We start from the raw sequence: 24,901 nt of genomic DNA, 5'->3' as shown, positions 1-24,901 counted from the left end.
AAAAATGTGATATACTATATATATAGCGTATTGTATTCAAGTCATGTGAGAGTATGACTGATTCGTGATTTGCCTTCGTGGCACAAAGGAGAGCATTATGAATAAAAATTTATTAGGTGCATTTGTATTAGCAGGTACATTATTAGTAGGTGGTGTTGCAAATGCAGCAAACTGGAATGGGTTAGCTAACTACCCAGAGGTTCCAAATAGTGCAAATGGTACAGAAACGTATTTCTTTGATAAAGCATCTGAGTTTAAAGGTATCGATAGCAGCCGTAACCATGTATTTGGTATTAATGTGATTAACATGCATAATAACCAATACGGGGAAGCTACATTGTTCAAATATCTTGTTCATCCAAGCTTACATACTGTATATCGTTACGCTCCAGATGGTCAAGTTTACCAAATTCAACCTGGAACAAATGAGTTCAATATGTTCATGGCTGCTTGGAAAGAAGTATACGGCACAACTTTCGAATTCCCAGCGTTATAATCTGATGGCCTGTGCCGTAATAATTACATAACTATTGCTGGTGAAAGCTCCTTTTGGGCTTTCACCAGTGTTGTTTATGGAGGTTTTTTATGTCTAAATCTGAATTTGCTCAAGCCTATACGGAGCGTATGTTTCCTGATATTGCAGCCCCAGCAGGTTATATTGATCCAGAGTTTGAAGTTTTGTTTGATAATTTTGCCTTTGATGAAGTCATCACCGAAGAAGGCCGTAATGTACCGGCAAAGGATCGCTTCTTAGCCATTCTTGCTACATTAGTAGGCGCCTCCGCTGTTGATGAATATGCATTAATGCTACCGGCAGCATTAAACTTTGGTCTTATTCCTGATGAAGTGGTAGAGCTCATTTATCAAGCGGTGCCCTATCTTGGCATCGGACGTGTGCGCCCATTCTTTAAGGTGACCAATAAGATTTTTGACTATCGAGGAGAGGCTATTGTTGATCCCTCTCGCAGCACAATCACTGGAGAGTCCCGTCTTGAAAAAGGCGTAGAAAAACAAGTAGAAATCTTTGGCGAGTCTATGCGTAATTTTTACCAAGAAGGGCCAGAAGATATTCGTCACATCAACAAATGGCTTGCCAATATGTTCGGCGATTACTATACGCGTAAAGGCCTTAGCGTGGCTCATCGTGAAATGATTACTTTCTGCTTCCTTGCGGCTCAAGGCGGCTGTGAAGCTCAACTCAAGGCTCATGTAGAAGGTAATTTGAATGTAGGGAACAGCAAACAATATTTGATTAACATCGCATCCCAATGCGTGCCGTATATCGGCTATCCTCGTACCTTAAATGCTCTTCGTTGCATTCAAGAAGGCTACACCGCATGGGAAGCTAAACAATAAAGGAGTTCTATGTTTGATTTAAATCCGGTTCAGATATTAGCAAGTATTCCTGCTATTATGATCGTTTTTTCTATCTTTGGGTATGCAGAGGCAAAGGTAGCAACTTGGTTTGGTGATCCAACGCCACGTCTGGCGGGACGCCTCACATTGTCACCAATGGCACACCTTGATCTAATTGGTACCATCTGTATTATTCTTGTTGGCTTTGGTTGGGCAAAACCTATGTCAATTAATCCGTCTTACTTTAAAGATCCACGACGTGATATAAGCTTGCTTGCTTTTGCAGGGCCTGTGGCAGGTCTTATAGCAGGCTTTATATTCACCTTTATATATATGCTCCTTGGAAAATTAGGCCTCATGGAGTCCCAAGGTCTTGCCATGGTTATGCAATATATTATTTTATATAGTATTGGCTTATCAATCTTCTGTTTGATTCCGTTCCCACCATTGCCTGGTTTTAATATTATCTTGCCGTGGTTGCCTACAGAGTGGCAGATGAGATATTACCAATTAGGGATGCTTAATTTATTATTCTTTATCATCCTTATTAACACACCCATTATTTCCATGGTTATTCGTCCATTACAACAAACGATATTTAAAATCTACTTTGCCATTATTGGGCTCATACTATAATTATATTTTGTGAAAGTTTCTACCATAAAGATAATATCTTTATGGTAGTTTTTTTATAGTTTATAGATAGATTTAGCTTATCTTTACATATAATGTATTTGTAAATTTTTTTCGTTTTTTATAGTAACAATTTTACTTTTGACTGTTCTTTGGATTTTATATTAAAAACTATCGATATAGTTCCTCAATTGTGTTATAATAAATACAGAAATCGTAAATTTTCGATATAGCAATATTATAGTGCATCACTAGATATTGTTGATATAGTAAATCGATACACTAAATCGATACACTAAATTGATACTGTATATAGATATTCAAGTGAATAAATGAGGAATTACATATGAATTTTGAAGAAAATCAAGTGCCAGAGGCGATTCTGGACAAGCTTACAAAGGTGTGCACATGTCGTAGTATTACGCGCAAAACGATTAAAGAAGCCATTTTAGATGGTGCTCATACATTTCCACAAGTAAAAGAAGCAACTCGTGCTGGCACGGGCGCTTGCGGTGGCAAAGGCTGTGGACCTCGTATCGTAAAGCTCTTAGCGGAAATGAAAGAGCAAGGCAAAATTTAATTTGCAAAATGTAACATACACATTTTACACATCCAAAATGTAAGATACATAGTTTATACTCTAAAATGTAAACTATAATGTTTACACAACAAAAATGAAACATATAAAGATTGTTATTTGATTCTCTCAATGGATATACCCGTTGGGTTTTCGAGTAACAATCTTTTTGTTTTGTAAGATGCATGTACTATACTGCTGCTTGTCGTGTATTGATTATGTTGGGCTCGTTTATATTTTTTGATATACTATACATATTACTTTTTAGAGATTTAAGGGAGGTATGCATGTTTCGACGTTTCGTAGCAGCCATTATGATTGGTGCATTAGCAGTCACAACGGGTTGCGGTTTACATAATCCATTTACTTCAAAGGCAGAGCCTGTGACCTATGAGTCCGTGGCACAAAGCGAGCTTTCACCAGAGCAAAAGGTGGACAAGTTAGTGGCTAATATGTCCGATGCAGACAAGGTGGGCCAATTGTTGATGATTGGCATTCACGGCAAGACGTTGAATGATGATGCTAAATTCATGCTCAACGAGTACCGCGTGGGGGGCATCATTTTGTTTGATCGAAATATGGAGTCCAAGGATCAAGTTAAAACGCTCATTGCAGATATTAATAAGGCTGGTAAAAGCGCCGGTTTAACGCCATTGTTCCTCGGCATCGACCAAGAGGGCGGTGCAGTAGCGCGCATGGATGATAAGCTCATCAAGGTTCCTCCCGCTGAGGAGGTAGGCAAAATGCCCGTTGAGCAAGCTGTATCCTTGGCAAAACAGTCTGGTGCAGAACTAAAAGACTTGGGCTTTAACATTAACTTTGCTCCTGTGGCGGACTTAGGATTAACCTATGGTCGCTCTTATAGTACGAGCCCTGATGAGGTCGTTCGCTATGCAGGCGCCGTTGGCAAGGCTTACGATGAAGCGGGCTTGTGGTATTCCTATAAGCACTTTCCGGGCATTGGTAAGATCGATGTAGACTTGCACGCGGATACAAGCATCGTTCCTGTATCTAAAGAAACATTGCTTTCAGAGGACACAAAGGTATTTATAGACCTCATCAAACAGTCTAAACCAAATACCTATACAATCATGGTGTCTCATGCGATGTACCCACAAATCGATCCAGACCATCCTGCTAGTTTATCGAAAGCAATCATTACCGATTGGTTGCGCAAGGACATAGGCTATAATGGCGTTGTGGTAACGGACGATATGGACATGGGTGCCCTTGCAAATCACTATACCTTTGGCGATATGGCGGTGCAATCTATCCTAGCAGGTAGCGATATCTTGCTCGTATGTCACGAATACGAACACATGCAAGAGGCTTATAATGGCCTTATGAAAGCCGTGAAAGACGGTCGTATCTCGAAAGAACGACTCGATGAATCGGTGAAACGAATCTTGCTTATGAAAATGAGCAAAATTTAGAATCATTACAATAGAAAAATATATAGTGTATACATAACGAGCTTTCAAGGATTTTATTAAACCGATAGAGAATTAATAAGTAAAGTGATTCTCTGTCGGTTTATTTTTTTATTGTATAGTTTGTTTTGTTAGGAGTGAAGTATATGGCTCGCAGAATAATGTTGAACGGTACGTCCTATTTTGGACAAGGCGCGATTCAGGAGATTGTGAACGAAATTAAGAATCGCCATTTCAAAAAAGCCCTCGTTACATCTACGCCAGATTTATTTGAATTTAAAGTGGCTACAAAGGTTACGGATTTGCTTGATGCGGCAGGTATTGCTTATGAAGTCTACGACGGTATCAAACCAAATCCTACCATCGAAAACGTAACGGCTGGTGTTGAGGCTTGTAAAGCGGCTGGCGCCGATGTTATCGTTGCTGTTGGTGGCGGTAGCCCGATCGATACAAGCAAGGCGATTGCTACTATTATTACGAACCCTGAGTTCGCCGATGTACGCAGCCTTGAAGGTTTAGCGCCTACTAAGAATCCGTGCTTGCCAATCATCGCTGTTACTACTACATCTGGTACGGCTGCAGAGGTTACTATCAACTACGTTATTACAGACGTTGAAAAGAACCGCAAATTCGTTTGCGTTGATCCTCATGACATCCCAATCGTTGCCATCGTGGATCCTGATATGTCCGCGTCTATGCCAACAGGCCTTTGCGCTGCCACAGGTATGGATGCCCTCGTACACGCCGTAGAAGGTTATATCACAAAAGGTGCGTGGGAGCTAACTGATATGCTCCATTTGAAAGCTATAGAAATTATTGGTCGTTCCTTGCGTAGCGCTGTGGCTGGCGATTATGCAGGCCGTGAAGCCATGTCTTTAGGTCAATACATCGCGGGTATGGGCTTCTCCAACGTTGGCCTCGGCATCGTTCACTCCATGGCTCATCCATTGAGTGCTGTGTACGATATCCCTCATGGTAAGGCTTGTGCGATGCTGTTAACAGCAGTATTGAAATTCAATGCCCCTGCTACAGGTGAAAAATATCGTGAAATCGCTCGCGTTATGGGCGTTCCTAATGTAGATGCTATGGATGAAGCAACCTATCGTCAAGCGGCTATCGACGTAATTCAGAAATTAGCTGATGACGTAGGTATTCCTAAATCTCTTAGCGAAGCAGGCGTAAAACGGGAAGACATTCCATTCCTCGCTGAATCTGCTTTCAACGATGCATGTACTCCTGGTAACCCACGGGATGCCTCTTTAGAAGAAATAATCGGCATCTATGAATCCATATTCTAATTAGCGTCTTTACATATTTCAAATGCCTCCGAATGTGTAAAGAAAATACATTTACACACTTGCTTAACAAAACTAGCCATCTCTTTTTAGAGGTGGCTAGCTTTGTGTTTAAAGCGCTATCTATTGTTTTGTGATTCAGACCTTTGATCTCGTGTTCCGTGAGAAAGCTATTTTTATACGTAATCCTTTCTTGAAAATGGTGGTTTACATAAGTATACTAAGGATATGAATGCATAGTTCGTGTAGACCTATGTCGGCAGAGGAACGGTTGGTTTTGGTCACTGCTAAGGAGGATGTTATGAAATTATGGAAATTTAATAAGCGTAGTTCTACCTTAGCAGATATGTCCATGAATCGAGTGCTCTTAACGGAACTCATTGCAAAGGGTGCTCTTGTTGGGGTGATTGCAGGTTTTTTTGGGGCATCATATCGCTATTTGATACTTGAATCAGAGCATATCAGGTGGCATTTGATGGATGGTATTACTATGGAATGGGCCATAGGTTGGCTTGTGGTAATGGTCATTTTTGCGTTTATTGTAGATCGATTGCTCGCATGGGCCCCATTGTCTGGTGGTTCTGGTATCCCGCAAATTGAAGGGGAGATGTTAGGTCTCTTTGATATGAAGCCCTATCGGACGCTAGTATCTAAAATGATTGGTGGCGTACTGACCGGCTTTGCAGGATTTTCCGTAGGTCGTGAAGGGCCAGCCGTACAGATTGGCGGCTCTGCTGGGAAGATTGTGTCCTACTGGATGAATTCGGGACTACGAGAACAGCGTATTTTGACATCCGCAGGTGCTGGGGCAGGCTTAACAGCTGCCTTTAGTGCGCCCGTATCGGGGGCGATGTTCGTCTTTGAAGAGGTACATAAAAGCTTTTATCCGTATCTCGTTGTACCAACCTTCGTGGCAACTTTGATTTCTAACTATATTACAGTTAGTATCTTTGGACTTACACCAGCGCTGGGCTTTACGGTGACCTCAGGGGTTCCTCTTGAATATTTCCCGATACTACTCATGGTTGGTGTTATCATGGGGCTATGTGGTGTGTTATTTTGCCGTATGATTTTTGCTTTCAAGAGGTTCTTTGACTGGCTCAAATGTTCTCGATTCTTGAAATTAGCCCTTACCTTTGTGGCAGTGGCAGCCATTGGCTTTGATTCGCAGCTCCTCTTGGGTGGGGGCAATGACCTTGTGGGTCAGCTTGCCTTTCAATCTCATGACGTATTGCTCTTAGGTGGCATCGTATTAGGCAAGATTTTACTTACCACCTTCTGCTATGGCAGTGGTGCTCAAGGGGGCATATTTTTGCCCATGCTCGTAATTGGTGCTGCAACAGGTGCTTTTTGTGAAAGCTTACTTTCAACCTTAGGACTTATTTCTCCTGATTTTGTACCACAGTTCGTTATCTGTGCCATGGGAGGTATGTTAGCGGCCGCTATGCGGACCCCAATTTTGGCGATTTTGCTCGTTCTTGAAATGACGGATAGTTTCTCTAATATTTATGCTATCGGTATCGTTACGCTCGTGGCCTATCTTGTGGCGGAGCTTTTAAAAGAACCGCCGATTTACGATTCCTTGTTGCAAGCCATGAGTGGTCAAAGCAATCTAGAATCTGTACAAACCTTCTTTCAAACGAAGGTGCCTGTGGTGGCAAACTATACGGATGTACAGCTACAAGACTTGGCATTGCCAGATGGTACATTGATCGTAAGTATTCGCCGTAATGGTACCTACATTGTGCCATTAGGCGATGTAAAACTCGAACCAGGGGATGAATTACAAGTCTCTTGTGAGCGTGGCCGATTGAAAGCGGCTAAGGAGTTTTTCCAATCAAATTAGTCATTATATCTAAAGCTAATCGTTGATTCGTGGTATATATTAGGAGTAGTTTATGAAAATTGTGAAAGCTACTGAGTCAGATGTATTGGATCTGTACCGTTTGCAATTGCTTACATTTGAAAGCGAAGCGGAGATGATTGGAAGTCGAATGGTTCCTGCATTGATGGAGTCGGAAGAGGAGTTTAACGCTACTTTCACCCAATGGCATACCTATAAACTAGTAGATGATGGGGGAAGAATCATCGGAGGTATTCGCTATCAATATGACGATGGCGTGGTAGAGGTCGGTCGCTTGATGGTGCATCCAAACTATCGGCAACAAGGGTTGGCTCGGAAGTTATTAGTTTTCGTAGATGAACAATGCAGTCAAGACCGTCGTGTATTATATACATGTACGAAAAGCTGGATCAATATAAAGTTATATACAAAAATGGGGTATAAAGCCGTTAGAGAAATACAGGATGAAACGGGATTATCTTTTGTATATATGGAGAAACAATAATTCAAACGGCATGGGAGGTCTTAATGTGATTGATAATATAGTGGTATTCTATATATTCTTTACCATAGTTGGCTTTTTAGCAGCTATGATTGGTACCATCATCGGTGCCGGTGGAGGACTTGTTTTTGTGCCTCTTTTTATGTATTGGTTCCCTGAGTGGTCTCCGTCCATGATTGTAGGGACGTCACTCTTTTCTGTTATGTGTAATGCTATTTCTGGATCTATAGCATATCTGAAACAAAAAAAGGTATACATTAACGCTGCTATTGTCTTTAGTTTAGCTACCTTCCCAGGCGCTATTTTAGGGGCCCAAATGTCTGGATGGTTCTCCGGTAAGGGATTTATGTTTGCCTTTGGATGCTTTATGCTGTGTGCATCTGTATTGATTGGTTTTAAAAATTTTAGAAAAGGGGAACGAAAGGAAGAGTCTCTGACTCTTGAGCAGTTGAGCTATAGCAAACCTATCGGTATTAGTATTAGCTTTTTTGTTGGCTTTATTTCGAGTATCTTTGGTATCGGTGGTGGCCTCATCCATGTGCCGGCTTTGATTTATCTCATGGGCTTTCCTACCCATATGGCAACGGCTACAAGTCAATCTATTCTCGCCGTATCAACAACGGTGGGGGTTATTACACATTTAATTGAAAGCCACATCATATTTAGTATTGCTATCCCTACTAGTATTGGCGCTATCTTTGGTGCTCAAGTAGGTGCTCGTATTGCAAAACGTCTCAAAGCAAAAGCTATCCTCGCCCTCATGAGCATAGCTGTCTTTGCATTGGCGGTACGCCTCATTCTTAAATCTGGTATTTTGGGATAATATGGTTTTATAATTAATCTATCTTTAATAAGCATAATTTAGTAAAGCTCTCTAATGGTGATTCGTAAGCGTTTATCATTAGAGGGCTTTCTGTATTTTCAGCATTTTATAAAAGGGTATAACTAAAAGTCATAGAGAACTATAAATGAGAATGAAAAATTTAAAATATATAAATCATACTATTTTTATGCATAATGTTAGTAATGTATTTACTATAGAATTATAGGTAGTACGAATCGTTATTTAGAGAGGTTTTAGCATATAATTACTGACTATATCTATACATGCTTAATAAATAAGGATTCTTGATTGTATATGAGGAAAAATGGGTACATGATAATGCTAATGAGATGTACTTTCAACTGAGGGAATAAAAGGGTAATGCATATCGATTTTTATTAGAAGAGATATAAATTATGCATAATTATAGTGAGGAGAATGAGAACGGCGTATACTAAAAGTAATAGATTCCTTAAGAAAGGATAGGAGGAAATAGAAGTGAGTACACTTATTAGAGATTATGAACGTTTTGCCAAGGAGGCAAATGAGATTTGTAAAGGTCGCGTATACACCGATCATTTACGTCGTTATGCATATGGCGTTGATGCGTCTTGTTATAGCTATTTACCAAAGGTAGTCGTTAAAGCGGAGGATGAACGAGAAGTAAGACGCCTTATTCGTTTGTGTCAACAATGTGGTACACCATTTACATTCCGCGCGGCCGGCTCCTCTTTGTCTGGTCAATGTTCCAGTGAAGATGTACTCATCGTATGTAATGATGGCTTTAAGAAAATGGAAGTTATCGATGATGGGAAAGCCTTGAAATGTGAATGTGGTGTTATCGGTTCCGATGCGAATGATTTATTGAAACCATACAATCGTAAAATCGGTCCAGATCCTGCAACGCTTGCCACTGCATTAGTAGGCGGTATTTTGAATAATAACTCTTCTGGTATGTGCTGTGGTACGGCGCAAAACTCTTATAAAACAATTCGGTCCATTCGCGTTGTGTTGCTAGATGGCTCCATCCTCGATACATCTGACCAAAAGAGTATTGATCAATTCCTTAAAGAAAAACCTCAAATGGTAGAGGATATCTTACAATTGCGCAAGGATATCTTGGCCGATGAAGAATTGACACACTTGATTCATCACAAGTACAAAATCAAAAATACTACAGGTTACGGCTTGAACTCCCTTGTTGATTTTGAAGATATTATCGATATTATTAACCATTTGTTCATCGGTTCTGAAGGTACATTGGGCTTCGTATCTGAAATCGTATATAACACTGTTGAGGACGTACCATATAAAGGCTGCGGTCTCATGTTCTTTAAAACGTTGAACGATGCATCTCTTGCGGTCGTAGCCTTGGCTAATATGGGCCGTGACAAGGTTGTAGCTGCGGAAATGATGGACTATCAATCCCTTAAGGCCGTTCAATCTCTAGATAATGTACCTGAATTTGTTCGCGAAGTTCCAGAAGGTACAAGTGCTATCTTGTTCCAAACTGAAAGCTACTCTAAAGAAACTGTCGATGAAAACTTAGCTTTCATTAAAGACAAATTGAAAGATATTCCAACGGCTATCCCAAGTCTTTACTCTCAAGAGGCTAAAGAATACGATTCCTGGTGGGCAATCCGTAAAGGTATCTTGCCAATCGTTGGTGGTCAACGTAGAAAAGGCACCACTGTTATTACAGAAGACGTATGCTTCCAAATCGAAGACTTCACTAAGGGCATCGAAATGCTTACCGAATTATTCCACAAATACGATTTCGTAGACGGTGGCGTGATCTTTGGCCATGCGTTATCTGGTAATGTTCATTTTAACATTACCCCTGATTTTAGTGATCCTAAAGATACTAAGAACTTTGGCGATTTGGTAAAAGAAATGTCCGAACGCGTTTCTGGCTTCGGTGGTTCTTTGAAAGCTGAACATGGTACAGGCCGCATGGTGGCACCGTTCATTGAAATGGAATGGGGCCGTAAAGCGTACGAAATTAACCGTCGCATCAAAGCCATCTTTGACCCTGAACGCATCTTGAATCCTGATGTTATTATTACTGATGACCCAGATGTGTATAAGAAAAACCTTAAAGCTCAATGCGTTATCGATGATGCTTTCACAATCTGTATGGAATGTGGTTTCTGTGAAAAACATTGTCCAAGCCGCAATTTAACATTGACTCCTCGTCAACGTATCGCATTGTTGCGCGAAACAAAACGCCTTGAAAACGAAGGCAATTTTACATTGGCTGCAGAACTTAAAAAAGGCTATGAATACTTTGGTGTAGATACCTGTGCTGCGTGCTCCATGTGTAAAGGTCTTTGCCCACTTAGCATCGATACGGCTCAAATTGCATTATCCATGCGCCGCATCGATCCTCCAGCACCAGAATTGGCTAAGAAAATTTACGATAACTTCTCCACAACACTTCAAATGGCTCGTGCCGGCGTAAGTCTCGAAGGTATTGCAGGCTCTATTGTTACACAAAAAGCGATTTCCAAGATTACAGAAGGCTTACATGGTGTAACTGGTATTACTCCGTACATTCCTAAGACTACGCCTAAGGCCAACCGTTACAGATTGAGAAGCCGCATTAAACCGACTAATTTTGAAAAGGTTGTATACTTTAGTACCTGTGCGAACCGCGCCTTCAAACCTAATCAAGGTTATGACGATGAACGTAGCTTGCAACAAGTAGTGGAAAGCCTTTGCAACAAGGCCCATATCGATATTATCTACCCTGAACATATTGAAAACCTCTGCTGTGGCTTGAGCTTTGAAAACTACGATGACGTTCATGAGCGTGCTGTAAAAGACTTACACGATGCGTTGATGAAAGCATCTCAAAATGGTAAATACCCAATCGTGATTGACCATAGTGCATGCTTTAATCATGCTTTCAAACATATGCCAGATTTAGAAATCAACGATATTTCTGAATTCTTGTGCAAATACGTTGTGCCTCATCTCGACATTGAAAAATGCGATGAACGGGTCATGGTACATAAACAATGTAAGATTAAATCCTTGAATAAGTCTCAGTATATCGAGGATTTAGCTCGTCTATGCACAGACCATGTATTCAACATTAAATCCTTTGCATGTGATGGCTTTGCTGGTCAAAAAGGGTTCTTCACACCAGAACTCAACAAATGTGCTACCAAAGACCTTGCAGCTGAAATCGCTGAATACGGTGCAACACTAGGCGTAAGCTCCAGCTCTACCTGTGAAATCGGCCTTGGCGAAAACGGCGGCATCCCATTCATTGGTGTTGCATTCCTATTGGACCGTTGCTCTAAGGCTAAGAAATAAGTCTTGTATATCTATTGCTATTTACGTTAATGTTGCTAGTAGTTTACACTAAGGTTACTAGTAGGTTGGGTTAAAGTAACTGGTAGTTTATGTTAATGTTGCTTTAATATTGCTCGTAAATTATGTTAAAACTACTAATAGTTTTTAGGAGTTTTATGAGATTTATTGCTAATTCTTTATTTTTCTAAGAAATGTGGTATACTAAACGTAGGTAGTAGAGTGTATGAAATTACCTGCAATATAACCAAAAAAAAGGACGAGTGGCAGCTCGTCCTTTTTCTTGCTTATTTTTTGTTTTTATTGTTAAGCCAGTAGCTGTAGGTAGTTACAACTAAGGCAACAATAATAGGGGCAAGCAAGGTGCCCCAGAGTGCATAAAACAGCTCCTGCAATATACCACCTCCTTTCGGGAGGTATTTTATATTATATCATCATGCTATGGAGTCTTGTATATAATTAATGATTGGAGAATTTCTAATGAAGAAGGTTGTGCTTTTCTTTCTTTTAATAACAGCCCTTACGGGATGTGGATTGAATCAAAATACGAATAGTAATAAAACAGAATCAAATGCAACTAGTTCTGCTGCTGGTTCCTCTACATCTGCTGCGGGAAACAGCCAAGCGACTACCAAGCAAGATGGACATCTAATTACAGCAAAGCAAGCCTTATCCGCTGGTGAGTATGCGAAAGCCATAGAGGAAGCTACAGCGTCCATTAAGAATAATGCTAATAATGCAGAAGCCTATTCTGTACGTGGCTTTGCAACAGCATTAAACGGTGATGCGGCTAAAGGGTTGACAGATACTAAAAAGGCTTATGATTTAGACCCTAACAATGTGGCTAATTACTATAACATGGCCATGGTATATAAGTTACAAGGACAGTTAGATGACTCTAAACAATGGTTCGAAAAGGTATTAGAAAAGGACCCTAGTAACACCTGGTCTGTGTATGGTATTGCTACCATTTATGCAGACCAAGGGGATGATACTAAGGCCCTTGATTGGTTAGAAAAGGCTATAAAAATTGATCCCTCTGTAAAAGCTGTTGCAGCCGAACAAGACCATTTTGAACGCTTTCACAATAACGGACGATTTAAAACGTTGGTAGAATTATAGACATGGATGTGAAACAGATGATTCGCCTTATTATAAAGGTGATAGGATTTATATATTGGCTTATTTTTCTATACCTTGGCGGTCTAATGGTCGTAGACTGGTCAGGGTTTATGTCCCAACATAATATAGAAATACCCCTATTCCTTACATATTTGGTGTTTATAGGTTGTTTTGTAACGCCGTATATTATGCTGTACTGGAAGAAGCTAAATCCTAATGTGAAAGCTCCATTTTTTGTGAGGCATCTCTCCGTATATATGGCAAAATTAGAGGATTGTCATAGTATATGGTTTGATGTGCTATATGTACTAAAATTATTACTCTATTTCGTAACGATTCTGTGGATGCTCTGCATCATGTACCTTACTTTACCAGTTATTTTATGGACAGTAGCTCTTTTTTGCTGAGCAATTGATGATGTAAATTACATTGTTTTCTCTACTAAGGCTTCTTGTAAAAGTTGAGAAAAGTTAATTCCTTTAGCTAATGCTCTATCGTTTAACCAGGCAGGAATCGTTAGGGTTTTCTTTACGGACTTACTATTTTTAGCTAAATCAATATCTGTTTGCACTAATGTAGGATATGTTGTATCGGTACATGGTAAGCTGCGAATAGATGTGGGGGTAGGTAGAGTTTGTCCATCTTCTAAAGCGCCTAATATATAGAGTTCCATAGCCTCTTGTGCATTGGTTATTAATTCTGTTAGTGTTGAGCCGGTGCTACTAGTGTATTCGAGATCTGGAAATTCGGCCCAGAAACCATCGGCATCATCATGGATTATAGCAGGGTATATAAACTTCATAGGTCCTCCTAATAGTAAATCCTTATCCTTCATATTCTCTCCTTTCATGATAACACGTGTATACGTACAAAACAATTATTAGGAGTTATACATTCTTATTTATAGTCTAGCAGTATATAAAGGAAAATAGGGGTGATCATTGGTCACCCCTGATTCTATTAGTCACTTGACAAAATTGATAAATGACCTTTATATATTAATCCTATTCATAAAAATCATATTAGTATATAATTAATATGTATAAATTAGGTTGTATATTGATGGAAGGAGAGGATTCATCATGAAACCATTTGGTAAAAGGGTAGCAATGGCTGTGTTGTGTGCGGCGACATTGACATCTCCATTTTTTTTGAGCGGTTGTAGTATGTCAGAATTATGGCAGGGGACTGAACAGAGCCGTAAGGAAATTGCGCAGCGGTCTGAGCAGGATCAGGTGCAGTTATTTAATCAATATGTGAAAGCTGTAAGCCGATACAATCGCATGGCTGTCATGTTTGATTATGCGAATACGCCAACTCTTAATGAGTTAAAAGCGGGGCAGCATTTAACTGTATTTAGTGCACCGAACTTTAAGCAGCTACAAAAAGAATTAGAAGAGGCTAAGCAAGCAGGTATTCCGTATGATGAAATGAAGGAGCCTTTAGATAAGCTGCTTTCAAAATTGAACGAAATTACACCGGTAGCGGAAGAGCTTGATGCATACTATAAATCTAAAGGGTATACGACAGACAACTATGCTAAGGAGCAACAGTTAGGCCCTAAATATGTTCAATTGTATGAACAATTTGTTCCTATTTATGCTGATTTTGATAATGTTATGCATAAAATCAATACAGACCGCTTGCAACAACGGTTACAACAATTGCGCGATGCAGGCAAGAAAAATGCTGCTGCAGCACAAGAGGTCCATTTGCGACTTACTGCGGTCTTAGAAAAGATCGATAGTGAAAAACAACTAGATGTAAATGCTATCAATCAAGAGTTGCAATCTATTGGTGATGTATCAAATGGTATTACTAGTCCTAAGTATGATTCTGTTAAGACCTCTGTAAACTCTACGATTGGTGCAATCCGTACCTATATGGGTTCGAAACAAGATAATGACTATAATCGTATGATTGAGGCCTATAACCATTACATTTCTAATCTGAATACGACCAATATGAATGAGTTAGATTAAAATAAGTTAGATTAATACGTCTATATAAAAGAAAGCTGTATCAAATGAGGATATCATTTGATACAGCTTTTTAGTTGATTAGTAGATGTATTACTTTTTAAGGCTAATGCGCGTTGTAATTTGGCTTGATAACGAGAATAATACTAAGGCTATCCAGATACAACTGAAGGCAATCATCTGCGGTGTGCCAAAGCTTTCACCAAAGTAAAAGATGGCTAGCAACAAGGCAATGGTAGGGGATACATATTGCAAGAAGCCTAGTAGATTGAGCGGTAATAGCTGTGCACCATAGGAGAATAGCACCAATGGGACAGATGTAGTTAGACCGCAAGCTATGAGCAACATGGTCGTATACCAGTCTGTGCTGAAATAGGACCACACGGTATTATCGATTATGGTCGTATATAGTAAGGCTAGCGGTGTTAATAGCCAAGCCTCAAAGGCGATGCTCGTAAAGGGCGAGATGAGCAGTTTCTTTTTTACGGCTCCATAGAGACCGAAGGAAACGGCGAGGATCATCGATACTAACGGTAAGGATCCCACTTGATAGGTGAGCAAGGCGATACCGATGGTAGCGATGAGGACACTTAGCTTTTTCGGTATAGATAGAACCTCTTTAAATAGGATGACACCTAATACTACATTAAAGAGTGGATTGATGTAATAACCAAGGCTCGTGTTCATAACTTGATTATTGGCGATGGCCCAAATGTAGGTGAACCAGTTTACACTGATGATGACTGCCGCCACTAAAAGTAGGAATAGTTGTGAACGTTGTTCTTTTAGTAATTGAAAGTCCTTTTTGAATTGCTTAAAATGTAGACCAAATACAACGATAGCCATACAAACACCTGACCAGATAATGCGCTGTGCCAGTATATTATACGGTGAAACATGGTTTAATAATGCCCAATATAGAGGGAGTAAGCCCCAAATGATATAACAACTAAGGGCTGTGATTAACCCTTTTTTACTTGTATGTTCCATAATGCCTCCTCGTGATAGTATTTATTATATCACTAATTCTCAAATCATGCGTTTTAGTTATTGCATATGATTTTCAGTTATAACTTTAGTTTTGGTACTTATGATTAAATGTTATGTTCATTGACTTTGTGCATATTGTTACACTATATTGGACTTAGAACAACGAATATAGAGAATAGGTGTCGCAAGACTTAATAGAGAAATCGGTATAAGCCGATGCGGTCCCGCCACTGTAAGGATGAGTCTGCTTTCATACATGTCACTGGAGTAATCTGGGAAGGCGAAAGCGAGGTGATGATCCCGAGCCAGGAGAACTGCCTATTTGATAATCACCGTTATGTACCTACGAGCGATAGGAAGGGGATTGGGGTATGCTGGATACAGTATTTTTAGTGTACCTTTCAATAAGAAACCTTACGTGTCACTTTTAGGTGGCACGTTTTTTATTGCCCTTAGAGTGGATGTTGAGTATAGGAATCAGGTTTTATAGATATCAAACAGATGGACACATTTTGAGGTTGATGTGGTCCAATAAGATAAAGCTCGATTGATTCATATATCTAACAATTCGCAGGTACGGTGCGCTGTTTCTCGGTATGGTTTCGAGTTGAAAAGGAGGCACATATATGTCTGACAAAAAGACTTCAAAGGATGCTGAACGCGATTTATTAGCACCTGTATCCTTTGATGAGTTTAAGAAACCTACGTATGAACAATGGCAGACCGAGGTTGAAAAAGCGTTAAAGGGTGGCGACTTTCATAAGAAGATGTTCACTAAAACCTATGAGGGAATTACGTTACAACCAATTTACACGCCTGCATTGCATGGAGAAAAAATTCCAAAGGGTGTATATCCTGGAGCAGGTGAGTTCCTACGTGGCACAAAGGCAAGTGGTTATATTAAAGACTCTTGGGGCGTATCCCAATATGTAGACGAATCCTTTCCTAAGGATGCTAATCATGCAAGTTTATACGAAATTGTAAAAGGTGGCACCATTCACAATATTCGCCTTGATGAAGCAACACGCCATGATCAAGATGTGCAAGTAGGCGCAGCTGTTGGTATCGGCGGTACATCTCTGTCTACTATGGATGATTGTAGACAATTGATTGAGCGTTTTAATTTGAAGGAAAATCCTTTATACATTGAAACAGGTGCTTCTGCAGCTATCTTGCTCGGTATGTTAGCGGCTACGGTGAAAGGCTCTAAAAAACAGACTTCTGACTTGAAAGGTCTCGTTGGTGCAGACCCTATTGGTGTTTGGGCTAAAGATGGCACATTGCATATGTCTTTAGATACAGCCTTTGATGAAATGGCACATACTGTTGTATGGGCTAAAGAACAAGCTCCAGAGCTTAAAACTGTACTCGTATCTGGCGATGTATATGCTAATGGCGGCGCTAATGATGTGCAAGAGGTTGCGTATACATTGGCAACAGCCGTTTGCTACGTGCGTCAATTAGCACAACGGAACATCGATATTCATACTATTGCTAACAGCATGATGTTTACATTCTCCTTGGGTGCAAACTTCTTTATGGAAATTGCTAAATTGCGTGCATTGCGCGTACTTTGGGCGCGCATCATGGAAGCGTTCGGTGCTGAAGAAGCTGACCGTGCCGTTCATGTACACGGCAGAACATCGGCTTTCACAAAAACTGTATACGACCCATATGTAAACTTGTTGCGTAATACAACACAAGCATTCTCTGGTGTTGTAGGCGGTTTGAACAGTCTTGAAGTGTCCCCATTCGACCAACCAATTCGCAAGGCTGACGATTTCTCTCGTCGTATTGCCCGTAACATCCAAGTTATGTTGCAAACTGAGTTCGAGTTGCGTCAACCGGTGGACCCTGTAGGCGGTTCCTGGTATGTGGAAACATTGGCAGCTGAATTATGCGAAAAAATTTGGGCTGAGTTCCAAACTATTGAGTCTAAAGGTGGCATCATAGCAGCTTTGAAAGAAGGCTATCCACAAGCTCAAGTTAAAGCAGTTCTTGATGAACGCTTCAAAAACCTTGCATTCCGCAAAGATGTGGCTGTAGGTAACAACATGTATGCGAACATGACTGAAGAATTGCTTGATCCAAAACCAGAAAATCAAGAAACATTGCGTCAAAAACGGGTTGCTCAAATCGAAGAGTACTTGGCGAGTGCGGAGCCAGATGCGGTTGTGAAAGCACAGGCTACCCTAGAAGCAGGTACTACGGAACCAGGCGCTTTGATTGGCCTTATTGAACTCGGTGCATTACATAAATTAACAATACGTCAAATCCGGAAGGCTTTAGACGCTGGTGATATTGCTTCTGAAACGATTGAATCCATTTCAGCTCATCGTTGGACTGAACGGTTTGAAGCACTTCGCATGCGCACCGAGAATTATAAACAACGTACGAAAGATAATGTGAAGGTATTCTTGGCTAATATGGGCCCAATCCCTCAACATAAACCTCGTGCGGACTTCTCCACAGGCTTCTTCGAAGTAGGTGCTTTTGAAGTTATCAAAAATGATGGCCATGAAACAACGGCTGATGCTGCGAAAGCTGCTCGTGAAAGTGGTGCTGATGTTGTCGTTATCTGTTCTACAGATGATACCTATCCAGAATTGGTGCCACCACTCGCTAAGGAATTGAAAGAAACTATGCCGCATGTAACGGTTATTTTAGCAGGGGCACCGCCTAAGGACTTAGAACCTGTGTACCGTGAAGCTGGCGTGGACGACTTCATTTCTGTTCGTGCAAATTGTTACGAAATCTTGAATACGTTACAAGATAAGAAAGGGATGTGAGCTCATGTTCAAAAATCCAGACTTCTCCTCTCTTGGCTTGGAATCTCAGAAAGCAACATCTCGCGATGCATGGCTTGCTGAACTTCAAAAAGAAACAGGAAAAAGCTTTGAAGATTTATATAATACAACAATGGAGCAAATCCAACTAAAACCTCTCTATACAGAGATGGATTATGAAGGGATGACACACCTTGACTATATGGCTGGTGTACCTCCATTCTTGCGTGGACCTTATTCCACAATGTATGTTACTCGTCCTTGGACAGTACGTCAGTACGCTGGTTTCTCCACAGCGGAAGAATCCAATGCGTTCTATCGTCGTAACTTGGCAGCGGGCCAAAAAGGTTTGTCTATCGCCTTTGACCTTGCTACTCACCGTGGTTATGACTCCGATCATCCTCGTGTAGTAGGTGACGTTGGTAAAGCGGGCGTTGCGGTAGACTCCATCCTCGACATGGAAATTCTATTCTCCGGTATCCCTCTTGATCAAATGTCCGTATCCATGACCATGAACGGTGCTGTATTGCCAGTAATGGCGTTCTACATCTTGGCTGGTGAAGAACAAGGCGTAGATAAAAAGGTTATGGCTGGTACAATCCAAAATGATATCTTGAAAGAGTTCATGGTACGTAATACCTATATTTACCCTCCAGCTACGTCCATGCGTATTATCGGCGATATCTTCGCGTACACATCCCAGTACATGCCTAAGTTCAACAGTATCTCCATTTCTGGCTATCATATGCAAGAAGCGGGCGCTACTGCGGACATCGAATTAGGTTATACATTGGCCGATGGTCTTGAATATATCCGTACCGGTGTTAATGCAGGCCTTCACGTTGACCAGTTCGCACCACGGTTGTCCTTCTTCTGGGCAATCGGTAAAAACTACTTCATGGAAGTGGCAAAAATGCGTGCGGCTCGTATGTTATGGGCTAAGATTATCAATAGTTTCGGCTCTGAAAATCCTAAATCCATGGCACTTCGTACGCACAGCCAAACATCTGGTTGGTCTCTTACAGAACAAGATCCGTTCAACAACGTGGCTCGTACATGTATGGAAGCGATGGGCGCGGCTTTGGGCCATACTCAATCTCTACATACCAATGCGCTTGACGAAGCGATCGCATTGCCTACGGACTTCTCCGCACGTATTGCGCGTAATACTCAGCTTTACATCCAAGACGAAACTAAGGTATGTAAGGTTATCGACCCATGGGGCGGTTCCTACTATGTAGAAGCGTTGACTGATGAATTGATTCGTCGCGCTTGGGGTCATATTCAAGAAATCGAATCCCTTGGCGGTATGGCGAAAGCTATCGACACAGGGCTTCCTAAGATGCGTATCGAAGAAGCTGCTGCACGTCGCCAAGCTCGTATCGACTCTGGTCGTGAAGCAATCATCGGTATCAATAAATATCGTCTAGATAAAGAAGATCCATTGGATATCCTCGACGTAGATAACACGGCTGTACGGGAAGCGCAAATTCGTCGTCTCGAACAATTGCGCGCTAACCGGGATGAAGAAAAGGTTCAATCCTGTCTTGAAGCGATCACAAAAGCTACCGAATCGGGCGAAGGCAACTTGCTTGCCCTTGCACTTGAAGCGGCTCGTGCTCGTGCATCCTTGGGTGAAATTTCCTTTGCTGTTGAAAAGGTATGCGGTCGTCATAAAGCGGTTATTCGCTCTATTTCCGGTGTATACTCCAGCGAATTTGAAGATGACGATGTAATCAAAGAAGTACGCCAAATGGCAGATAACTTTGAAGAACTCGAAGGTCGTCGTCCTCGTATCATGATTGCGAAAATGGGCCAAGACGGTCATGACCGTGGTGCCAAAGTTATCGCTACATCCTTCGCGGACATGGGCTTTGACGTGGATATCGGACCTTTGTTCCAAACTCCAGAAGAAACAGCACAAGATGCGGTGGATAATGACGTTCATATTGTCGGATTTAGTTCTCTTGCGGCGGGGCATAAGACATTATTGCCTCAACTTGTAGAGGAACTCAACAAGCGGGGCCGCGGAGATATTTTAGTTGCCATCGGCGGCGTAATCCCTGCTCAGGACTATGAATTCCTACGCGAACATGGCGCAGTGGCTATCTTTGGCCCTGGTACAGTTTTGCCAGTAGCGGCGAAAAAATTACTAGAAACATTGACTAGTCACGTTCAAGACGAGTCTCATGACTGATAACAAACGGCCTACTCCGGATGAATTGCGCAATACACAGGACGCAACTTTCACCACTGGTGAAGGCAAGGCCCCTGAATTAGGTGTAAAAAACGCAAGCACCGAGGGTAGTACTTATCGTCCCGACTGGGTGCCAGAAGAAGCGAAGAAAGATGACACTTACGCGTGTCACGTAATGAAAGGCGTCAAGGAAATGCATGACGGCCTCTTATCCAGCTCAGCTCATCTGGCTCCAGCGGTACGTCCCGTACAGCGGCGAAAGAAATTAACTGTCGCTGATTATGTACGCGGTATCGAGCAGGGGGACCGCGTTATACTTTCACGGGCTATTACATTAGTAGAAAGTAATAATAAGGACCATTTCAAACTAGCTCAACAAGTGTTGCAAGCCGTATTGCCTCGTACGGGCAAGGCATTGCGCATCGGTATTACTGGTGTGCCTGGGGCTGGTAAAAGTACGTTTATTGAAGCCTTCGGTAACATGCTCATTGAAGCTGGTTACAAGGTTGCCGTACTGGCTGTAGACCCTACGAGCCAAGTCACAAAAGGCAGTATTTTGGGTGATAAAACACGGATGGAAACGTTGACGAAACACCCAGAGGCTTATATTCGTCCATCGCCAGCTGGTGGTACGCTAGGCGGTGTGGCTCGTAAAAGTAGAGAAACTATGCTACTTTGCGAGGCTGCTGGGTACGATATCATTCTCGTTGAAACCGTTGGGGTTGGGCAAAGCGAAGTTACCGTGCGCTCCATGGTTGACTTCTTTATGCTCATCGTTTTAACGGGGGCAGGCGATGAATTGCAAGGCATCAAAAAAGGCGTTATGGAACTTGCTGATGCTATTGTGGTCAACAAGGCTGATGGGGATAACCTCAAACGAGCTCTCATTGCTCGTAGCGATTATGACCGGATGTTGCATTACATCCGTCCGGCTACGGAAAAATGGAAGACTCAAGCCTATACATGTTCAGCTGTCACAAAGGATGGCCTCGATGAATTGTGGGATGTAATCCAAGAATTTACTGAACAAGGTAAAGAGAATGGCGTATTCTTAAAACGCCGTCAAGAACAATCCCTCCGTTGGGTACGCGATATGATTGACGAACACTTGCACAACCTATTCTTTAACAATGTAGTCATTCAAGGTCGCATGGGCGAAGTCGAAGCTGCTGTCTTAGACGGTGAAATGAGCGAATCTCAAGCCGTTGAAGAACTTATTGGCGTTTTCGATAAGTCTTTACAATAAGTAGATAGCTACATACCTATTTGATAAGCTGGCGTAACTTATCTATTAAGACACTCCGATTAGCTATCATGCTTATTTAGATCTATAAAATGTATCCATAAAAGGCATAGTATGGAAACTATTATTGGTTAAAACTTGTAGTAGTCAGATACTATGCCTTTTTATGTGCCTGTGAAAGTATATTCATGAAACAAATTTCATAAAAAATACGGTTGATACTTTCATAAAAAACATATATGATATATAATTTAATCATAAACTGTTACTTGTGTGTGTGATTAAAAAGAGAGGGTCATTATGAAACCACTAGTAAAGAAAATGTTAACAGCCGTATTGTGTGCATCTACTCTAACAGCACCATTATTCATGAGTGGATGTAGTTTTTCTAAGATTGCCAATGGGGTGCAGCAAGGCGCTCAAAAGGCATCGCAAAAAGACATTCAAGTGTTTAATCAGTATATCGAAGCAGTTGGTAATTTTAACAGTGGCACCGTACGCTTTGGATATGCTATTAATCCTTCCATTCAAAAACTAAGAGAGGGTCAACATTTATCAAGCTTTATGGCACCAAAATTTGATAGTTTACAACAAAAATTACAAGCCGCTAAAGATGCTGGTATACCATATGATGATATGAAGGAACCTCTTGATAACGTATTAGCTGTATTAAAGGACATTGTACCAGTAGCAAGTGAATTGGATACGTACTATCAAACTAATTCATATCAAGCAGATAATTATGCTAAGGAACAACAATTAGGACCTAAATACGTTCAACTATATGATCAATTCTATGCAGCATATAATCAGTTAGATGCTGTAATTCACAAACATAATACGGAAAATCAACAAGAACAGTTGAAAGAACTTAAAGATTCCGGTAAGAAAAATGCAGCTGCTGCTCAAGAAGTTCATTTACGTTTAACTGCATTATTGGATAGCTTTGAAGAAGGCAAGCAAATCGATGTAAATGCGGCGAACCAAGAGTTGCAAGCTATCATGGATGTGTCCAGCAGCATTACTAGTCCAGACTATAACTCTGCTAAATCTCATTTAAATACAACTATTGGTAGAATTCGTACATTCTTAGGTGACCAAACAGCTGATCATTACAATGATATGATTGAATCCTACAATAGCTTTATTGGCAGTGTAAATCGCTTGGATATGAACAAACTCGATAAATAATACCTAATCGTATATGCCATGTTATGAACTGTTAGGAGAGGAATATTTAAATGAACAAAAAATTATTATTACCTGTAGGTGTAGTCGTTCTAATTATTGGTATTGCGATTCTATTATTAAATCCAGATCCAGGGGCGGCTAATTTGGAAATTGCGAGAAACGCTACAAATGCTCAAGCGGCAGCAAAGGCGATTTCTGAGAATAACCAATCTTACACATTGTGGTATTCTATTGGTATGTTCTGTAGCGGTTTAGGCATTGCACTGTCAGTAGGTGGCTTCATTGTAGGCTTTATTAAAAAAGACTAATCTATTTAGGAACGCATAAAAGGCTGTACTAGAATATATATCGTTTCTAGTGCAGCCTTTTTGTATTTTAATTTTAGGGTTATAGGACAAAACGTGTTGGTCTTGCCCTATAACTCTAATTTTATCCTGTGGACGTTAGCTACCCTATGTCTATCTAGCGAATTAGTCTATATTTATCTTGCAAATCATCCTATATCTATTAATGTTGTGGTTTTACGCTCTATATCTGTTTTAGAGGGGATAAAACGTGGTATAATTAACCCGGATAGAGCCTAACGGTATGTGGCTTTTGGAGGTTAGTATGAGTAGTATAGCGCATTTATTTGTAGCTGGTGGATTTGTTATGTATCCGCTGGTGATTTTTTTACTGTTTACCTTGATGATTGGCATTGAACGTATCTTTCTATATCGCAAGTTTACAAAGGACTTGCGCCGTTTTAATAAGGTCTTAGAGAAGAACCAATCTTGGATTCTGTTACCAAGTGTTTTAGAACGGGATACAGAGGAACTTGGTTCTTTATTTGCCCGTGCTATCCGCAATGCAAAGAATTATAATGGCTTGGAAAATCGCCTTCAAGATGTGGTGTCGTACGCTGATGAACGTTTAAAACGCGGCCTTAGTTGGCTCAGCATGGTTGTAACAATGGCTCCGTTATTGGGGTTGCTAGGGACGGTCCTCGGCATGATTCGTGCGTTTGCTGTGGTAGGCGGCGATATTGGGGCTCCGACCATTATTACAGGTGGTGTTTCTGAAGCCTTAGTGGCAACGGCTACAGGTTTGACCGTGGCCATTATTGCCCTTGGCTTTCACAGTTACTGTGCAGCAAAGGTCAATGATTCTGTGGCGACATTAGAACATGAGTGCGGCAACATCCTTGATGCGTACAACGAGGAACATGATATATGAGACGACGCACATTAGGGGTTAAAAAAGAGCCTACCATCATGATTATTCCTATGATTGATATCGTATTCTTTTTATTAGTATTTTTCATGGTAGGCACGCTGTACATGAATACAGAGCAACAAATTCCGCTTAATTTACCATCTGCATCGACGTCTACGGCGAAATCTATCGAACCTATCACCATCACCTTGACCACAACGCACACGCTGTATATCGATAATCAGGAAATTTCTTCGGATCGCTTGGCGCAAGAGGTCAAATCTATCGTTACACAAGCACCTCAACAAGCCTTTGTGATTCGCGCTTCAAAAGATGTATATTATAACGATGTTATCGAGCTTTTGGACATGCTCAAGGTGAACGGTGCTAAATATATTAGCGTCGCTACGGAACGGAAGTGA

General features: G+C 41.0%; 22 protein-coding genes and 1 riboswitch. Of the genes, 19 read left to right on the top strand and 3 right to left on the bottom strand.

Annotated elements, in window-relative coordinates; genetic code table 11:
* Positions 1 to 97: 97 nt before the first annotated feature.
* The 10 genes from DWV85_RS05285 to DWV85_RS05240 all read left to right on the top strand — a co-directional run bounded on the left by DWV85_RS05285 (position 98) and on the right by DWV85_RS05240 (position 11,780).
* Positions 98 to 496, top strand: coding sequence for a hypothetical protein (locus DWV85_RS05285; protein WP_012864976.1), 399 nt, complete (start codon positions 98 to 100; stop codon positions 494 to 496).
* Between the two features lie 89 nt (positions 497 to 585).
* Entirely contained in the window at positions 586 to 1,356 is a 771-nt protein-coding gene (locus DWV85_RS05280; RefSeq protein WP_123138210.1) for a carboxymuconolactone decarboxylase family protein, read from the top strand.
* A gap of 9 nt (positions 1,357 to 1,365) precedes the next feature.
* Positions 1,366 to 1,992, top strand: coding sequence for a site-2 protease family protein (locus tag DWV85_RS05275; RefSeq protein WP_004698228.1), 627 nt, complete (start codon positions 1,366 to 1,368; stop codon positions 1,990 to 1,992).
* 343 nt (positions 1,993 to 2,335) lie between these two features.
* A complete protein-coding gene (locus DWV85_RS05270) occupies positions 2,336 to 2,569 on the top strand; it encodes a (2Fe-2S)-binding protein (protein ID WP_004694527.1) in 234 nt (77 codons plus the stop codon).
* A 284-nt stretch (positions 2,570 to 2,853) separates the two neighbouring features.
* Positions 2,854 to 3,999: a glycoside hydrolase family 3 N-terminal domain-containing protein gene (locus tag DWV85_RS05265; RefSeq protein ID WP_123138209.1), complete on the top strand. Its 1,146-nt coding sequence runs from the start codon at positions 2,854 to 2,856 to the stop codon at positions 3,997 to 3,999.
* A gap of 143 nt (positions 4,000 to 4,142) precedes the next feature.
* Positions 4,143 to 5,294, top strand: coding sequence for a lactaldehyde reductase (gene fucO, locus DWV85_RS05260; RefSeq protein ID WP_004694531.1), 1,152 nt, complete (start codon positions 4,143 to 4,145; stop codon positions 5,292 to 5,294).
* A gap of 298 nt (positions 5,295 to 5,592) precedes the next feature.
* Positions 5,593 to 7,137, top strand: a complete 1,545-nt coding sequence (locus DWV85_RS05255; protein WP_123138208.1) for a ClC family H(+)/Cl(-) exchange transporter — start codon at positions 5,593 to 5,595, stop codon at positions 7,135 to 7,137.
* 52 nt (positions 7,138 to 7,189) lie between these two features.
* Complete coding sequence (locus DWV85_RS05250; protein ID WP_008602029.1) at positions 7,190 to 7,639, top strand: GNAT family N-acetyltransferase; 450 nt, start codon at positions 7,190 to 7,192, stop codon at positions 7,637 to 7,639.
* A 25-nt stretch (positions 7,640 to 7,664) separates the two neighbouring features.
* Positions 7,665 to 8,459 carry a sulfite exporter TauE/SafE family protein gene (locus tag DWV85_RS05245; RefSeq protein WP_008602031.1) on the top strand — a complete coding sequence of 265 codons (795 nt, stop codon included), beginning with the start codon at positions 7,665 to 7,667 and terminating at the stop codon, positions 8,457 to 8,459.
* Positions 8,460 to 8,957: 498 nt separating this feature from the next.
* Complete coding sequence (locus tag DWV85_RS05240) at positions 8,958 to 11,780, top strand: FAD-binding and (Fe-S)-binding domain-containing protein (RefSeq protein ID WP_123138207.1); 2,823 nt, start codon at positions 8,958 to 8,960, stop codon at positions 11,778 to 11,780.
* A gap of 284 nt (positions 11,781 to 12,064) precedes the next feature.
* Here DWV85_RS05240 and DWV85_RS05235 read toward each other — a convergent pair whose 3' ends face one another.
* Positions 12,065 to 12,139, bottom strand: coding sequence for a type I toxin-antitoxin system Fst family toxin (locus tag DWV85_RS05235; RefSeq protein ID WP_229039624.1), 75 nt, complete (start codon positions 12,137 to 12,139; stop codon positions 12,065 to 12,067).
* A 118-nt stretch (positions 12,140 to 12,257) separates the two neighbouring features.
* Here DWV85_RS05235 and DWV85_RS05230 point away from each other — a divergent pair, with 118 nt between their 5' ends.
* Positions 12,258 to 12,899 carry a tetratricopeptide repeat protein gene (locus DWV85_RS05230; protein WP_123138206.1) on the top strand — a complete coding sequence of 214 codons (642 nt, stop codon included), beginning with the start codon at positions 12,258 to 12,260 and terminating at the stop codon, positions 12,897 to 12,899.
* A 424-nt stretch (positions 12,900 to 13,323) separates the two neighbouring features.
* Here DWV85_RS05230 and DWV85_RS05220 read toward each other — a convergent pair whose 3' ends face one another.
* A complete protein-coding gene (locus tag DWV85_RS05220; protein ID WP_008714666.1) occupies positions 13,324 to 13,701 on the bottom strand; it encodes a type II toxin-antitoxin system HicB family antitoxin in 378 nt (125 codons plus the stop codon).
* A 280-nt stretch (positions 13,702 to 13,981) separates the two neighbouring features.
* Between DWV85_RS05220 and DWV85_RS05215 the strand changes: the two genes are divergently transcribed.
* Entirely contained in the window at positions 13,982 to 14,881 is a 900-nt protein-coding gene (locus DWV85_RS05215) for a DUF3829 domain-containing protein (protein ID WP_021148750.1), read from the top strand.
* A 90-nt stretch (positions 14,882 to 14,971) separates the two neighbouring features.
* On the opposite strand, the gene rarD is transcribed toward DWV85_RS05215, so the two are convergent.
* The gene (gene rarD / locus DWV85_RS05210) at positions 14,972 to 15,868 is read right to left on the bottom strand and encodes an EamA family transporter RarD (RefSeq protein ID WP_123138204.1); all 897 of its coding nucleotides are present in this window, start codon (positions 15,866 to 15,868) and stop codon (positions 14,972 to 14,974) included.
* A gap of 160 nt (positions 15,869 to 16,028) precedes the next feature.
* Positions 16,029 to 16,205, top strand: a riboswitch (cobalamin riboswitch).
* Positions 16,206 to 16,494: 289 nt separating this feature from the next.
* On the opposite strand from rarD, the gene DWV85_RS05205 reads away from it, so the two are divergent.
* From DWV85_RS05205 to DWV85_RS05175, 7 genes are all read left to right on the top strand, one after another.
* Positions 16,495 to 18,657, top strand: a complete 2,163-nt coding sequence (locus DWV85_RS05205) for a methylmalonyl-CoA mutase family protein (protein WP_060919470.1) — start codon at positions 16,495 to 16,497, stop codon at positions 18,655 to 18,657.
* 4 nt (positions 18,658 to 18,661) lie between these two features.
* The gene (gene scpA / locus DWV85_RS05200) at positions 18,662 to 20,851 is read left to right on the top strand and encodes a methylmalonyl-CoA mutase (protein WP_060919469.1); all 2,190 of its coding nucleotides are present in this window, start codon (positions 18,662 to 18,664) and stop codon (positions 20,849 to 20,851) included.
* Complete coding sequence (gene meaB / locus DWV85_RS05195; protein WP_004694551.1) at positions 20,844 to 22,097, top strand: methylmalonyl Co-A mutase-associated GTPase MeaB; 1,254 nt, start codon at positions 20,844 to 20,846, stop codon at positions 22,095 to 22,097. Before scpA ends, meaB begins: the two co-directional genes overlap by 8 nt.
* Positions 22,098 to 22,394: 297 nt before the next feature.
* Positions 22,395 to 23,285 (top strand): DUF3829 domain-containing protein, encoded by an 891-nt coding sequence (locus tag DWV85_RS05190; RefSeq protein ID WP_120055083.1) that lies wholly within the window; start codon positions 22,395 to 22,397, stop codon positions 23,283 to 23,285.
* Positions 23,286 to 23,335: 50 nt separating this feature from the next.
* The gene (locus DWV85_RS05185) at positions 23,336 to 23,593 is read left to right on the top strand and encodes a hypothetical protein (protein ID WP_004698152.1); all 258 of its coding nucleotides are present in this window, start codon (positions 23,336 to 23,338) and stop codon (positions 23,591 to 23,593) included.
* Positions 23,594 to 23,894: 301 nt separating this feature from the next.
* Positions 23,895 to 24,500 carry a MotA/TolQ/ExbB proton channel family protein gene (locus tag DWV85_RS05180; RefSeq protein WP_060919467.1) on the top strand — a complete coding sequence of 202 codons (606 nt, stop codon included), beginning with the start codon at positions 23,895 to 23,897 and terminating at the stop codon, positions 24,498 to 24,500.
* On the top strand, positions 24,497 to 24,901 hold the full coding sequence (locus DWV85_RS05175) for a biopolymer transporter ExbD (RefSeq protein WP_004694558.1): 405 nt from the start codon (positions 24,497 to 24,499) through the stop codon (positions 24,899 to 24,901). Before DWV85_RS05180 ends, DWV85_RS05175 begins: the two co-directional genes overlap by 4 nt.

This window comes from Veillonella sp. AF13-2 (assembly GCF_003603295.1).
Taxonomy (GTDB): domain Bacteria; phylum Bacillota; class Negativicutes; order Veillonellales; family Veillonellaceae; genus Veillonella; species Veillonella parvula_E.
This window is presented reverse-complemented; position numbering and strand designations above follow the sequence as displayed.